Origin of the sequence: Amniculibacterium sp. G2-70 (assembly GCF_014353055.1) — a bacterium.
GTDB classification, from domain to species: domain Bacteria; phylum Bacteroidota; class Bacteroidia; order Flavobacteriales; family Weeksellaceae; genus Amniculibacterium; species Amniculibacterium aquaticum.
Window position 1 is genome coordinate 896787 of record NZ_CP060698.1, and the last position, 14717, is coordinate 911503.

10 protein-coding genes are annotated in these 14717 nt (G+C 38.1%); 4 read left to right on the forward strand and 6 right to left on the reverse strand.

Annotation, left to right across the window (positions count from 1 at the left end; genetic code table 11):
• Positions 1-17: 17 nt before the first annotated feature.
• Both H9Q20_RS04100 and H9Q20_RS04105 read right to left on the reverse strand, forming a co-directional pair.
• Complete coding sequence (locus H9Q20_RS04100; protein ID WP_187478354.1) at positions 18-1544, reverse strand: DUF4270 domain-containing protein; 1527 nt, start codon at positions 1542-1544, stop codon at positions 18-20.
• A gap of 6 nt (positions 1545-1550) precedes the next feature.
• A complete protein-coding gene (locus H9Q20_RS04105) occupies positions 1551-2327 on the reverse strand; it encodes a glycogen/starch synthase (protein WP_124642393.1) in 777 nt (258 codons plus the stop codon).
• 372 nt (positions 2328-2699) lie between these two features.
• On the opposite strand from H9Q20_RS04105, the gene H9Q20_RS04110 reads away from it, so the two are divergent.
• The 3 genes from H9Q20_RS04110 (at position 2700) to panC (ending at position 7452) form a co-directional block, all read left to right on the forward strand.
• Positions 2700-5264: a TonB-dependent receptor domain-containing protein gene (locus tag H9Q20_RS04110; protein ID WP_187478355.1), complete on the forward strand. Its 2565-nt coding sequence runs from the start codon at positions 2700-2702 to the stop codon at positions 5262-5264.
• A 37-nt stretch (positions 5265-5301) separates the two neighbouring features.
• A complete protein-coding gene (locus H9Q20_RS04115) occupies positions 5302-6459 on the forward strand; it encodes a hypothetical protein (RefSeq protein ID WP_187478356.1) in 1158 nt (385 codons plus the stop codon).
• 141 nt (positions 6460-6600) lie between these two features.
• Positions 6601-7452, forward strand: a complete 852-nt coding sequence (gene panC / locus H9Q20_RS04120; RefSeq protein ID WP_124642386.1) for a pantoate--beta-alanine ligase — start codon at positions 6601-6603, stop codon at positions 7450-7452.
• On the opposite strand, the gene H9Q20_RS04125 is transcribed toward panC, so the two are convergent.
• From H9Q20_RS04125 to H9Q20_RS04140, 4 genes are all read right to left on the reverse strand, one after another.
• Complete coding sequence (locus H9Q20_RS04125) at positions 7441-7986, reverse strand: hypothetical protein (RefSeq protein WP_187478357.1); 546 nt, start codon at positions 7984-7986, stop codon at positions 7441-7443. The two genes, panC and H9Q20_RS04125, sit on opposite strands and share 12 nt — an antisense overlap.
• Positions 7987-7998: 12 nt before the next feature.
• A complete protein-coding gene (locus tag H9Q20_RS04130; protein ID WP_187478358.1) occupies positions 7999-10371 on the reverse strand; it encodes a TonB-dependent receptor in 2373 nt (790 codons plus the stop codon).
• A gap of 113 nt (positions 10372-10484) precedes the next feature.
• Entirely contained in the window at positions 10485-10829 is a 345-nt protein-coding gene (locus H9Q20_RS04135; protein ID WP_124642380.1) for a hypothetical protein, read from the reverse strand.
• 27 nt (positions 10830-10856) lie between these two features.
• Complete coding sequence (locus H9Q20_RS04140) at positions 10857-12794, reverse strand: ABC-F family ATP-binding cassette domain-containing protein (protein ID WP_187478359.1); 1938 nt, start codon at positions 12792-12794, stop codon at positions 10857-10859.
• 200 nt (positions 12795-12994) lie between these two features.
• Here H9Q20_RS04140 and H9Q20_RS04145 point away from each other — a divergent pair, with 200 nt between their 5' ends.
• The gene (locus H9Q20_RS04145) at positions 12995-14716 is read left to right on the forward strand and encodes a tetratricopeptide repeat-containing sensor histidine kinase (RefSeq protein ID WP_187478360.1); all 1722 of its coding nucleotides are present in this window, start codon (positions 12995-12997) and stop codon (positions 14714-14716) included.
• The last annotated feature ends 1 nt before the right edge of the window (position 14717 follow it).

Genomic DNA, 14717 nt, shown 5'->3' on the forward strand with positions numbered 1-14717 from the left:
TAGGTTTATTTTTTCTTTTACTTTTTTCCGTAGATCACATTCAACTGTGCTCTGTTTGCATTGTTTGCATCGGTACCCACCAAGACAATTCTATTGGGTTTGTACGCTCTATCGTGATAGTTCAGACCAAAGAAATTTCCGGTTTGTGAGTTTTTCAAATAACTACCGATATTGATCACAAAGTCTGAATTTGCTTCCTCTTTTTCTACAATATCCTTCAACGATTTGGTAATCGTAATGTCGTAATATGCAGGATTTTTGTCGATATCATAATACTTTATCAGTTGAAAACCCGGCGCACCGGTCAAGGTATTGATATCCGATATAAATGAGGTTGCATTTTTGGTATTGAACAAGAAATCGGTTGGCTTTGCATATTTATTGTTCCAAACGGTAACATCTGAGTACAAACGGATTTTGGCGGTGATGATGCCTATTTTTTCATTTTGATATTTTGCTTTTAATTCAGCAATGGTTGCTGCCGGAATTTTCAAAACCGCTCCTGGACCTCCCATTCCTTGAAGGAATAATTTGGAGTCACCGTTCGGATTAATATTCCCCATCGCCGTTGCGACCATGGTTGAATTACGATTGTACTGAATCTGACTGAACTGGGTGTTTCCCGTGCCCAGATTGAAATTGAATGTTTTCTGAGGTCGGGTATTTACTCCGTTTTCTAATTTGTCGTATTTATAATACATCACAATTTGAGCATCGGTTGGGGTAAACTTCATCATGTATCCATCATTTTCATCAACGGAAACTCTAACGCCTTGAAAATAACGGATGAAGTTGGAGGCATCGCTCAGTTCTTGACTGCCTTTTTTGGCTATAATTTTTGATTGGAAAAAGGAAGCATCCAACGGTATTCTAAGACTTCCTACCGTAGAACTCCACAAAGCAGAAGCATCGGAGTCCTTAGTGATTTTCACCGTGTTTACTTGACCGTCAAAAACTTTAGATCCCAACAAAGTATTGTAAGCAACAATTTTGTTGGAATAAATGGGATCTGCATTTCCATACAAAAATTCGGATACTTCATGAACTTTTATATTGAATAGGGTTTTACCACCAATTTTCGTTTTACCGTATTTCTGAACCGGATACGACTCTACCACTTTTTTAGCAGGAATATTTCCTTCAGGATAGATATAATTTTCGTCTGTAGTTGTGGTTAAAGAATCCGATGCGTACAACGGTTTCAGCACCAAGACTGCAGAATCGACAACGGCATTGGTTCCGAAGTCCGGATTGTAAGCATCCATTCTGACTTGGGTTACGAAGGACGATTTTTGCATACCAAAAACAGGCTCGTCAAAAGCACCAAGACTGGCGTATTGCAAGCGAGTGGCATCTACCCTTACCGTATCGTTATTGTTCAGGTTATTTGCGATTAGTCCGTACGATTTTTGTTCGCCTTGCACCATGCTGTCAGCAAAAAACTGTTCACCTAAACTGTCCGCATTGGGTTCGCAGTTTAACAAAAAAACACTTCCGAAAACAATTGCAGAAGCGCTATAGATTTTATTAATATTTATTTTCATCAATGATTATTTATCGTATAATGTTCCTATGGCATCAATTTCCAAATATTCCATTTTAGTGGTTTGGGTCTTAGTAAACTCTTTATCTAAAAGCCCTTCAAGGAATTCATCTCCTTTCACCACAGCGTCAACAAAGTTCATACTTTCGGCAACGAAACTTTGGAAGGTCGGTTTCTTAAACGCAGAAAGTCCTTCGATATTATCGAATTTCATTTTATCTTCGATTTGATTTTGGATCTTACCGTCTTTTTCATTGTACAAAGAAAGTACAATTTTGGTATCTGCAAAATAATTATCGTTTTTATAATAAGTCTTTAGATAAATTGGCACAAAAGAAGACATCCATCCGTTGATATGAATAACATCCGGAACCCAATTTAATTTTTTAACGGTTTCGATAACCCCTCTGGCAAAGAAAATTGCTCTTTCATCGTTGTCATCGAAAGGTTGATCTTGGTCGTCAAAATAAAATTGTTTTCTCTTGAAATACTCTTCATTTTCAATAAAATACACCTGAAGTCTTTCGCCAGGAAGAGAAGCCACCTTTATAATCAAAGGCTGATCCAAGTCATTGATAATCACATTCATACCAGAAAGACGAATCACTTCGTGAAGCTGGAATTTTCTTTCACTGATTTGTCCAAATCTTGGCATAAAAACCCTAACATCGTTACCTTCCTGATACATCTTTAGAGCCATTTTATTTACCATTGCGGCCAAATTATCATCTTCTTGGTAAGGATACATTGCAGTGGTAACATAAAGTATTTTCTGATTCGGCATAATAATAATTTCTATCTTGTTTTTAAAGTTGATACACCTATATTCTGCAAATTTACAAAAAAATTAAACGATATTTTTTTTCTCACTGATTTTTAAAGTAAAACTTGATGAAAAACACCAATATTACTAACAGTTAACAAGGATTTTTTGAAGAATTAATACCCAACAAAAACACCTAAAAGGAAGTACAAACCTCGTTACGACCGCCACATCAATTTAATACTCGTTTTCAAAACCGTCTATTGTTCATATTCCATTTACAATACGATAAAATTATTAACACTTTTTTAAAGATTTATTAAAGATTACAAAATCGATTATTTTCCTGTTTCAACCTTACTTTGCGGTGTTAAAAAAGATAAAAAAGTAAGAATGAAAAATTGTAAATTAAGCATTGCTACACTCATTATACTATGCAGTTCGCAATCGATATTTGGACAAAAAAAAGAAAAGGACAGCCTAACAAAAACCAAAGAAATCGAAGTGGTTATCCTGCAAGGTGTTGGTAAAAAAAGTACAGAAAACAGCATCATGAGCATCCAAAAAAAATCGGCAGAAGTTATCGAAAGACTGGGCATCAGCCAATTGGAAAAACAAGGAATTGGAGACGCCTCTACCGCCATTACCAAAGCAACAGGATCACAAAAACAAGAAGGAAGCAACCAAATTTTCATCCGTGGTTTGGGAGACAGAAACAATACGACAACCATTAACGGATTGCCCATCCCATCGAACGATCCTTTACTGAAAAACATAGACCTTTCCATCATAAAAACGGACATGATCGAACACATCGGTTTAGAGAAAGTGTATCACCCAAAAAACTGGGGCGATGTTTCTGGTGCCAACATCGATATTTCATCGAAAATATATTCCGGGAAACCCTACTTCAAAATAAACATAGGATCCGGATTCAACACCAATACCCTAACTAAAAATCCATTTTTAGTACAAGATGGACCTAATTTTTGGGGCAGTAAAACCACACAACAACCGATTAAAAATAAAATTGCACAAATTGGATACGCTTTTGAAACCTCAACCATTAACCAAGAAAGAGATACCCCAATTAACTCTTCGCTAGGACTGGATTTTGGTACGCATTTCAAAGTGGGAAATCAGGGTAAAATTTCAGCTTTCGGATATGCAGGATTCGATAACGATTACCATTACCAAAAAGGAATTACAGGAGGGAGCTACAACGGACAAAACGATCCTTTGAAAATCTACAACAATTCTGAAGAATACAAATACGCCACCAACACCACGGCTTTGATCAATTTAAATTATAAAATAAATCCAAAACACAACCTCAATTACTCTTCCAATTTCTTGCACACCACAGAGCAAAAACTTGGCCTTTACAAAGGCTACGACAGAGATTTTGATATTTTTGATGACCTCGCTTTGACCAAACACGAAACTCAGGTCAGAAGAGCCACTTACAAGACCAACAACCTTTTCATCAACCAGTTACGAGGCGAGCATCAGATTTCCGAACCTGTGAAATTCTCATGGAATTTGGGTTATAATTTTCTTGAAAACCAAAGACCAGATCGACAACAAAACATCAGCATTTACGATAAAACCAGTCAAAGAAATTATTTTGCCAGCTCTAATCCAGGAGCCAATAATCGCTACTTCGACCGACTGATTGAAGATGATTTCGTTGGAGACTTCAAAATCAATTATAAATTCAGCAAAAAAGCCATGCTTACCCTTGGGTACAACGGCAGATACAAGCAAAGCGACTTCAAGGCTACGCAATACAATTTCAAAATTTTAGCACCTCAAAATTCGTATTCGTTAGATCCCAATAACTACGATGCTTTTTTCAACCTTGCCAACTACCAATCCGGCGCCTACTTCGATATTGTCACATTTCGTGGAGACATAAAATGGGATGCGAAAACAGCATTGAAACCGCAATATTTCAAATCGGAACTTAACAATCATGCGGCTTATGCATTGGCTGAATTTCAAATCAATGAAAAGCTAACTGCGCAATTGGGTTTGAGGTTCGACATTTTGCAACAAGAAATGAGCTACAACACATCCATTCTTCCTTTGGGTGGAACCATCAATAGAGAATACCAAAAACTCCTACCTTCAATCAACTTAAAATATGCTGTAAACGAAAAACAAAACCTTCGTTTTTCAGCATCTAAAACCTATACGACTCCTTTGTTATTGGAAGTTGCACCATTCGAATACCAAGATATAGACGACACCAGTTTTGGAAACATCGACCTCTATCCTGCCGACAATTACAATGTCGATTTAAAATGGGAAATCTTCCCCAACAAAAGCGAAATGCTCTCTGTAACGGCTTTTGGAAAATACATTGCCAACCCCATAGCCAGAATCACCATGGCATCTTCTGCCAACACCGTTTCCTTTGCTAATGTTGGAGATTACGGTACAGTTTACGGTGCTGAAATGGAACTTAGAAAAGACTTGTTTCAAAAAGGTAAATCCAAAATATATACCTTCCTAAACGCCAGTTACATCCATACCCAGCAGGAACTGAACAAGGAAAAACTAGATCACGAAAACCAATATGTCACCAGCAATTTCATCTCGAATCTGGACAAGATGCAAGGCGCATCCAGCTTTTTAGCCAACATCAACCTGGGCTGGGAACACAAATGGGACAAGAAACAAATTTTGGATTTTGTGATTTCTTACGCTTATCTGTCGGACAACATCTATGCTTTGGGATTCGAAGAACGAGGAAACATGGTGGACAAAGCCATACACTCCTTGGACAGCACCTTAAAGCTAAAATTAAAATCCGGATTGGGAATTTCTTTGAGCGGTAAAAACCTTCTTAACCCAAAGTTTGAAAGGGTTCAGGAGAACAAAACCACCAATCTCATTTCCAAATCGTACCGAAAAGGCAGCGGCGTAAGTCTTGGACTGTCCTATGAATTTTAAAATTAAACAAAATATAAATCAATAAAATAAAAATTAAATGAAAAAATCAATTTTCAGCATCCTAGTCGCTGCAAGCATTGCAACAACAGTAATCACAGTACAATCCTGCAGATCCAATGACGATGAAGAAATCACTGTAAACACGGGAAACACCATGGACCCGAACAACTTTCAGGGAGAAATTAAGAAAGGAGAAATCCTTACTTTAGATCCCAGCAAGGTTTACAAAATGACCGGCCCAGTCTTTGTAAACGACGGTGCCACTTTGGTTATCCCTGCCGGAACAAGAATAGAAGCCTCAGGAGGCACCTCATCCTATCTTACGGTAAAACAAGGCGGCAAAATATTCGCCAACGGCACCGCTTCCCAACCTGTAGTTTTCACTTCGCTTAGTGCAAGTCCCGGTAGCTGGGGTGGACTCGTAATTTGCGGTAAAGCACCCATTAACAAAGGCAGTTCAGCTACTGCCGAAGTTGGGAATGCTACCTATGGAGGAAGCGAAGCCAATGACAATTCCGGAGTATTAAATTATGTGAAAATAGAATATGCCGGAGCTATTTTCACGGCCGACAAAGAATTCAACGGACTTTCTTTATTTGCCGTAGGAAATGGAACTTCCATCAACCATGTTGCTTTGTTAAATGGATCCGATGATGGAATTGAATTTTTTGGTGGAACGGTAAATGTTTCCAACATTATCTCGATCGGAAACGAAGACGATGCCTTTGATTGGACCGAAGGCTGGAACGGCACTGCCACAAACATCTTCACCAAAAGAAGAGCCGATGGCAATGGAAACCGAGGTATAGAAGGTGACAACAACTCCAACAACAACAATGCCGATCCCAGATCCAACCCCACCATTAAAAATGCCACCTTTATCGGAGCAACTACCGGTGAAGCCGATGGCCTAAAACTGAGAGTAGGCACCCATGGGAATTTTGACAACATTGTACTTTCAGGATGGAAAACAGGCATCAACTTGGAGCACGATGCTACATTGAACCATTTCAATGGAAACGGAAAAATTACCAATGTGAAATTTGACAACATCACCACAGAAATTTCTGCAAAAAACAGCAGCGGAAACACCGTAACAACCAACAATAACACCTACACCATCAACAACAACGCCAGCGGTGCCGGTAACGGAACCACCACCCCAACTTGGGCGCTGGGTTGGTCCGGACAATAATACTTTTTTTATCCTATTTTAACTTCAGCGATCAATGAATAATCATTGGTCGTTGTTTTTTTATAAAAAACAATCAAATTTTTAAATTGAAGTTTATTGACGGTAAATTTTAATTATTTTTGAGGTTGAAATTCGTTCATCATGGAAATCATTAAAAACAGAAAAAAACTACAGGATTATATCGAAAGGCAGAAAGAGATGGGAAAGAAAATCGGCTTTGCCCCAACCATGGGCGCTTTGCACGATGGACACCTTTCACTTTACCAAAAAGCCAGAGAAGAAAATGATTTGGTGGTTTCGTCCATTTTTGTAAATCCTACCCAATTCAACAACGCCGAAGATCTTGAAAAATATCCTAGAACAGTAGATCGCGACATTGAAAAACTAAAAGAATCTGCCTTGGTGGATGTCGTGTACCTCCCGGAAGTCGAGGACATCTACCCGGAAAAAGCAAAAAGTAAATCGTATGATTTCGGAGGCATCGAAAAAGAAATGGAAGGCGCCTCCAGACCTGGACACTTTGATGGCGTAGGTACTGTTGTGGAAGAGCTTTTCCGACAGGTACAACCCGACCAGGCCTATTTTGGTGAAAAAGATTTCCAACAACTGGCCATTATCCGAGAGTTGGTAAGGCAACTAAAACTCCAAATAAAAATAATTGGAGTCCCAATTTTTCGTGAGCAACACGGCTTGGCCATGAGCTCCAGAAACGAAAGGTTGACCAACGAACTCAAGCTAAAAGCAGGAAAAATCCATGAAACCTTAAAATGGGTTGAAGAGTCCTTTCCAAAAACACCACTTCCTGAAATTCATGAAAAGGTAAAAGAAGTTTTTGAAAATGACCAAGATATGGAGCTGGAATACTTCATCATTGCCGATGAAAACAACTTAAAAACAGCAACCACCCTTGAAAAAGACAAAAAATATAGAGCTTTTATCGTAGTGGTGGTTGCAGGAGTTCGACTGATCGACAATATGGGACTAAAAAATTAAATCAAAGAATGCTTCGGCATCCGTCTCACCACCTTCGGCATGTCCAAAGGTGGTATTATTTTGGCTTTCTGACACCGAAATCGCACCGTGATTCATGGTCAAAATTAGCTGAGCACCTGCCGGTTGCAAGTCCAAGACTTTCCATTTTGTTTTCAATCCCACTTTCATACCATCAGACCTAAGATCGTTCGCTCCATCCAAACGACTAAGCTCTACTTGGGCATTTTGAAAATTGAAAAGCAAAAAATGTTCATCTTTGGCTGCAATAATTTCCGAATTCAAATCTTCATCTCCATTTTTAAACACGAGATCTGCGGTATAGGTTTTTCCTATTTCGAGTTTCACTTTTGGCAAATCGTATGCATTGGCGGTGTAATTATAAGCCTTCACCTCTCCGGTCTGATCGTCTTTTAAGAGAAGTACAATATTTGAAATTTCTTCTTGAGCGAGCACATCCAAATCTTCATCTGCACGATGACAAGACGACAAAGCGAACAATAAAAAACTAAGGGCAACTATGATTTTTGTTTTCATTTTATTTTGAATTTAAAACTGATATTGAACAGATAGTATAAAATCTCGTCCCGTTTCGTGGGCGAAAAATCGCATTCTGTTCATGTAATTTTTATAATTTTTATTCAGCAGGTTATCTACTTTCAAACCAAATGTAAAACGAGAAAGCAACTCAGTTTCTACATACAAATTCCAAAGTTGATACCCCGAAGGAGGTGTGGAAAGATCCAGATTTTTTTCGATCTCTATTCCGTTTCCAAAGATTTTTAAGGTTGGATTGTACACCGGATACCTCTTTTGTTGATCTATCCATTGATGTTCAATTCTCAGAAAAGATTTTTTCCAGGGCACATTGATTTCCAATGCATTTTTCAACTGCATGGGCATCATCATAATCAAAGGTTGACGATTGCTTTTGTCCTGACCGTAAACATAAGAAAACTGTGCAATCCATTTCAGTTTAGAATTGAGTTTCCATTGTAAATCTGCATCCAAGCCGTGCATTTGTGCATCAACTTGTTGGTAGGTCCAAACTGGAAAAACACCACGAATGGTATTTTGAATTCCTGTAGGAACTTGGGTCACAAAATCTTTTATCTCAGAAAAATAAGGCGTCACATTTAGTTTCAAGCCATCCAATGCATTTATTTTGGCATCCATTTTCAAAGAAACCTGTTGTGTCTTTTCATTTTTCAAATTCAAAGTCCCTACCTCTATCATCGCTGATGAATGATGCAATCCATTTGCAAAAAGTTCGGCCACATTCGGCACTCTACTGGTGTTTGAATACGAAACTCCCAACTGATTGTTGGTGTTAATTTCCCACAAAACCCCTGCGTTTAATCCGAAATTATCGTAGGACAAATTCGGTATTACAAACACTCTATTCCCCTCTGTTTTCTTGTAGAATTGAGAAAAATTCTGTGCATAATTTTCTTCCCAAAACTTTTCATCAAACCATGCCTTCACCCTGTAATTATGATGGTCGTAACGGATTCCGATTTCGGTTCTCAAAGTTGGAATAACCGTATATTTAAACACCGAATATCCGCCAAAATTATATTGATGATAATTGGGAATCAATCGCTTGGCTTGGGTTGTAATGGGCGAATAGTTGTACTGATACTGAGCGTTAATGCCCGCTTCTAAAGACCATTTTTCTCTTTCTATAACATTATTGATATTGACTTGATTGGTAAACAGCTCCAGCTCCATGGCTGCAAGATTATTGAGCTCGCCACGGCGGAGATCAAACTCTTTTCTGTTATTGTATTGGAAACTATAATCTACAGAAAATTTACCCCAATTTTCATATCTTTTGTATGCTGAAATCTTGGCAATATGATGCTGAATTTCTTGATGTGGATTGTCTATTTTATAAGAAAAATCTCGTGTGTAAATGGGTTTTTGATTCAGAATACTTTCGTACAAATCGTTCAGATTTCCGACATCAGAACCTCTGAAAATTCCGATTTTCTGATTGGTCAGATAATAATCAACCGAAAAACCTTTATAAAAATCGCTGTTTTGAACCGTAAAACCAAAAGAATTCATTTCCATACCTGTATTCATCAGTTTATAATTTGGTGTGGACAGGTCGCCCCATTTTTTGTAACCTCCACGCGTTTTTACAGCCCAAGCGTTGTCCCAAGTTTTCATAAGGCTCAAATCGGCTGTCATACCTTTTCCGTTAGACAGTGCAGAAAGTTTTGCTTTGCCTTTTAGGGTGTCTTTTTTGGGAAATATTTCCGGTTCCAAAACCACCACTCCACCGCTGGCATTCATCCCAAACCTTAACGCCGAAGCTCCTTTAACCACATCAACATGATCAAAATTATTGGTATCGACATTGGGAGCATGTTCTACACCCCATTCTTGATCGGCCAACTTCACTCCATTGTTCACTACGGTTACTCGGTCGCCATAAAGACCATGGATAATGGGTTTGGCAATATTATTTCCGGTTTTCAAAGCAGAAACTCCGGAGATATTGGACACTAAGCTCCCCAAGTTTTCGGTAGCGTTTCTTGATAGTTCCTTATTTGAAATTGTCGAAACCCGAACCGATCCGGACTCTCGACTTTTTTTATGAAGTTTTACCGTCTCGATTTCGGTAACATGGTGTTCCAGAATGATTTTCAAAAAAAGATCCGACTGTATTTTGATTTCTTCTTGGTAGTCGTCGCATTCGGCATGCTTCGCCAGCAAACGATATTCACCCGCTTTTAACTTTAGTTGGAACTCGCCTTTGGTATTGGTAGTTGTTGTATGGCCCCCCAGCTGTACCGTTGCATTGGACAGTGGAGTTTTGTCGTGAAAATCCACAACAACACCAGAAACGCTGTATTGTTGTGCGGGTATTAGGGCCATTCCTAAAAAGAACAGCATCAGTTTAAAAAAATTCATGAATAAAAATAATGATGTCGATGTCCATCTCTTGCATACACAAGAAAGTACTCATTGAAAAATGAGTTTAAATACATCAAACAGGGTTAAAAAATAAAAAATAAAATTTATAATTAACCCAAAAATGGAGGACCGCGAAGGTAAAAAGAGAGAAATAATGACGATTGAACCGAAGGCGTTGTGGAAGCAAACGATGCATCGACCCACAGATTTTGAAAATCTAACGCATCAAAAGCAAGCATTTCTAATGCATGTCCATCCAATAAGAAATGACAGGAAAGACAGTCTTTTGAAGCCCCTTTAAACGGTTGATCTGAAATGTGTTTTTGACCTTTCTCAAACTGTAAGAAAACGCCATGATTGTGTTGGTGGATGTCTTGAGAGAAAATGGCTACAAATAAATATACCGCCATGACCAACATGGCGGATACCTTTTTATATTTCCTCAACAATTTCATGGTTCAAAGATAGAAAAAGTATTCATACTAGCTTTCCAATTCCAAAGATAGAGTTTCCCACTCGGCCATTACTGCATCTAACTCGGCTTGAAGCTCGTTGTATTTTTTCAGGTCGGCTTCTGTAGGGTTGGTTTTGGAGAAATAATCTTCCAAAGTCGCAATTTCCTTTTCGTATTCTGAAATTTTCTCTTCGGTTTTCTTAATTTTATTTTGAATGGCTTTTTGTTCTTTAGACACAAAATCCGGTTTTGAATTTTTGATTTGGTTTTCTGAATTTTCAGAATTGTCCACTTCAGCCTTCACCGTATTTTTTACTTCCAACTTGGATTTTTCCACCGATATTTCTCGGATGGATTCTTTCTGTCTGTACTCCAAATACTCATCGATATTTCCTAAAAACTCTTTCATTTGTCCATCACGGAATTCAAAAATTTTATCGGCCAAGCCTTGTAAAAATTCTCTATCGTGGGAAATGACAATTAGGGTTCCTTCAAATTTATTGAGAGCCAATTTTATAATTTCTTTGGACTGAATATCCAAGTGGTTGGTAGGTTCGTCCATAATCAGGGTATTGAACGGTCTAAGCAACAACTTACAAAGAGCCAAACGATTTCTTTCGCCTCCGGAAAGCACTTTTGTTTTCTTTTGTACATCTTCTCCGGTAAACAGGAAACTTCCCAGGAGGTCTCTAACTCTCGGTCGGGTTTCTTCGGTTGCCGCATCTTCGGCTTCTTGCAATACGGTATTGTTTCCGTTCAAGACTTCGTCCTGATTTTGTGCAAAATAACCGATGTTCACATTGTGTCCCAGCTTCCAATCGCCGGAGTAGTCTTTAATTTCACCTGAAAGAATTTTTGCCAAGGTGGTTTTCCCTTGTCCATTTTGTCCAAGGAGCGCAATTCTATCGCCTCTTTCGACAAAGAAATCGACACCGTCAAAAATTTGTTTTTTCCCGTAGGCTTTACCCAGGTTTTCGGCTTCGAAAATCACCTTTCCGGGCACTTGACTTTGTACAAATCGAATGTTGAATTTAGAAACATCTTCGTTATCCAATTCAATTCGTTCTATTTTATCCAATTTTTTTATGAGGGATTGTGCAAAACTCGCTTTGGTAGCTGATGCTCGGAAACGGTTGATGTTGTCTTCCATTTGTTTGATTTCGGCATCTTGATTTTTCTTGGCTTGTTCCAATTTCTCTCTCCTTTCCTTTCTCAATTCCAAATATTTGGAATAATTGGCCTTATAATCGTCCACTTTTTTGTTGTTCACATCAAAAGTTCGGTTGCAAATGGCGGTCATAAACTGCTTGTCGTGCGACACCAGGACGATGGCTCCGTTGTAATCCATTAAGAAATTCTCTAACCAAATAATGGATTCCATATCCAAGTGGTTGGTAGGCTCATCGAGAAGTAGCAAATCATTTTGTTGAAGTAAAAGTTTGGCCAGTTCTATTCTCATGCGCCATCCTCCGGAAAATTCATCGGTTATTCTATCGAAATCATCCGCTTTGAAACCCAAACCAAGAAGGACTTTTTCTACATCGCCTTCCAAATTGTATGCATCGTGATGATGCAAAAGATCGTTAAGATCCGTCAGTCGATGGATCAGGTCACTATAGCTATCACTCTCATAATCGGTTCGGGTTGCCAATTGATGATTGACTTCTTCCAGTTCTTTTTTCCAAAGGTTAATTTGTTCAAAAGCTTGCAAGGTTTCGTTCCACACGGTTCTGCCTTTTACAAATTCCAAATCTTGCTTCAGAAAACCGATGGTAATATTTCCATCTGGAACGACTGAACCTTCAAAGAAATTTATTTCGTTGGAAAGAATTTTAAGCAGAGTCGATTTTCCGGCGCCATTTTTCCCGACCAAACCGACTTTGTCGTTTTTTTTGATGGTGAAATTAACATCGCGGAACAGATAATTTCCTGCGTGATGAAGCCCTAAACCTTGTACTGAAATCATTTGGATAAGTATGAGTATTGTTAGTTTGTCCTTTTTTCGGTTTGCAAAATTAAGAATAAAAAAACGAATTGCATTTGGATGAATCTTATGCAGAAAACCAACACACCTCTTAAAAACAAATAAAAATTAAACATTTGCATAAAAAGAAATAGAATTGTACTTTTACCGATGGTTAACTTGCTGAAAACCCAACACTGAAGATGATTTCTTACAGAAATTTCATTTTACAAAAAAAACAAACATCGATCTGGACTAATATTATTTTCCTGATCATTTCATCGTACACAGTCATTTCGTGCACTAAGAAAACCAATCCTAATCTCATCGAAAAAAAGAAAATTGACTCGCTCTATCAAAAAGCCACAAAGCATGTCAATGAAGGGAAAGATGAAAAAGCATTTTACGAATTCAACCTTGCCAAAGACGGGTATCTGAACAACAAAGACAGCATTTGGGCTTCGAGATGCTTAACCGAAATGGCCATCATCCAAGAATACAGTGGTGATAATCTGGGCAGCATAGAGACCAGTATTGCTGCCATAAAACTTTTGCATGAAAATGAAAAAGACCACTACGAGTTGCTTTTTGACAATTATATTAATTTAGGAACCAATTCTACAAGTCTCAAAAATTATAATGAGGCCGAGAAGTTGTATTTGAAATCATTGGCATTTGTCCAGGAAGACATACAGAGATTGAGAAGCATGCACAATTTGGCCATTGTTTACTTCAAAAAGAAAGAATTCAAAAGAGCGCATGACATCCAAAATCTTGTGGTTTATGGACTATCTAAAGACAATGAAAATTATTATAAAGCCCTAATCAACCAGTCCCGTTATCTTTGGCATGATCAACCGAATATTAACCCAACACAAAATTTAAGAGAAGCCGAAAGACATTATCAAAAAGTTGAGGACTCATGGGGATTGGCGGCAACTTACTGTTATCTTTCTGAATATTACGAAGATAGAAAATCGGACTCGGCATTGTATTTTGCAAAAAAAATGTACGAGGTCTCTAAAAAACTTAAATCGCCAACGGATGAATTGGAAGCTTTGGAAAACATCATCAAATACGATCCACAGCCTCAGAAATATTTTGTCAAATTCTCAAAAATATCCGACAGCATTGCCGTCCACGGTAATAAATCGAGAAATCAATTTGCCATCATCCGATATGAAAGTGAAAAAAACCTGAGTGACAATCTGAAACTTGAAAAAGACATCAGTCAGAAAAATGTACTTTTATTTTTTGTTGCTTTATTGTTGGTTAGCACCACTACGGGTGGCTACATCTGGCTTCGAGCAAGAAAAAAGAAAATAAAACTGATTGCAGACAATAAAATTAAAGAGGAACGACTGTCCACTTCCAAAAAAGTGCACGATGTGGTAGCCAATGGTTTGTACCAAATGATGTCTGCCTTGGAACATCGAGAAGATTTAGAAAAAAATGAATTGATGGATCAATTGGAAAAGATGTACCAAAAATCCAGAGATATTTCTTATGATGGACACCTGCCTTTGGCTCCGGACCACATCAAAGAGCAAATCTCTGAAGTGGCAGAAACTTTCCAAAATGAAAACTTACAGGTCTTTGTTATTGGAAACGAAGACCGCCTTTGGAAACAAGTCCCTCAAAAAATCCACAACGACCTCTACATCATTATTCAAGAATTGTTCATCAATTCAAAAAAACATGGAAATGCATCCAGAATTGTTTTGAAATTTGAAATAAAAAATGAACATTTAGAGGTGAATTTTAACGACAACGGCGAAGGCATCTTCAACCAAAGCACAACTTTTGGCAATGGGCTGAAGCACCTTCTAGATCGCATAAAAAAACACCACGGAAAACTAAACATCCCCGACAGTGACACAAAAACCAAAGGATTTAAAATAAATTTCAACTTTCCAATACGATAAT

Bases quoted from the DNA above. Each gene is read 5' to 3' on its own strand.
- H9Q20_RS04100 (WP_187478354.1), bottom strand. From the start codon at position 1,544: ATGAAAATAAATATTAATAAAATCTATAGCGCTTCTGCAATTGTTTTC.
- H9Q20_RS04105 (WP_124642393.1), bottom strand. From the start codon at position 2,327: ATGCCGAATCAGAAAATACTTTATGTTACCACTGCAATGTATCCTTAC.
- H9Q20_RS04110 (WP_187478355.1), top strand. From the start codon at position 2,700: ATGAAAAATTGTAAATTAAGCATTGCTACACTCATTATACTATGCAGT.
- H9Q20_RS04115 (WP_187478356.1), top strand. From the start codon at position 5,302: ATGAAAAAATCAATTTTCAGCATCCTAGTCGCTGCAAGCATTGCAACA.
- panC (WP_124642386.1), top strand. From the start codon at position 6,601: ATGGAAATCATTAAAAACAGAAAAAAACTACAGGATTATATCGAAAGG.
- H9Q20_RS04125 (WP_187478357.1), bottom strand. From the start codon at position 7,986: ATGAAAACAAAAATCATAGTTGCCCTTAGTTTTTTATTGTTCGCTTTG.
- H9Q20_RS04130 (WP_187478358.1), bottom strand. From the start codon at position 10,371: ATGAATTTTTTTAAACTGATGCTGTTCTTTTTAGGAATGGCCCTAATA.
- H9Q20_RS04135 (WP_124642380.1), bottom strand. From the start codon at position 10,829: ATGAAATTGTTGAGGAAATATAAAAAGGTATCCGCCATGTTGGTCATG.
- H9Q20_RS04140 (WP_187478359.1), bottom strand. From the start codon at position 12,794: ATGATTTCAGTACAAGGTTTAGGGCTTCATCACGCAGGAAATTATCTG.
- H9Q20_RS04145 (WP_187478360.1), top strand. From the start codon at position 12,995: ATGATTTCTTACAGAAATTTCATTTTACAAAAAAAACAAACATCGATC.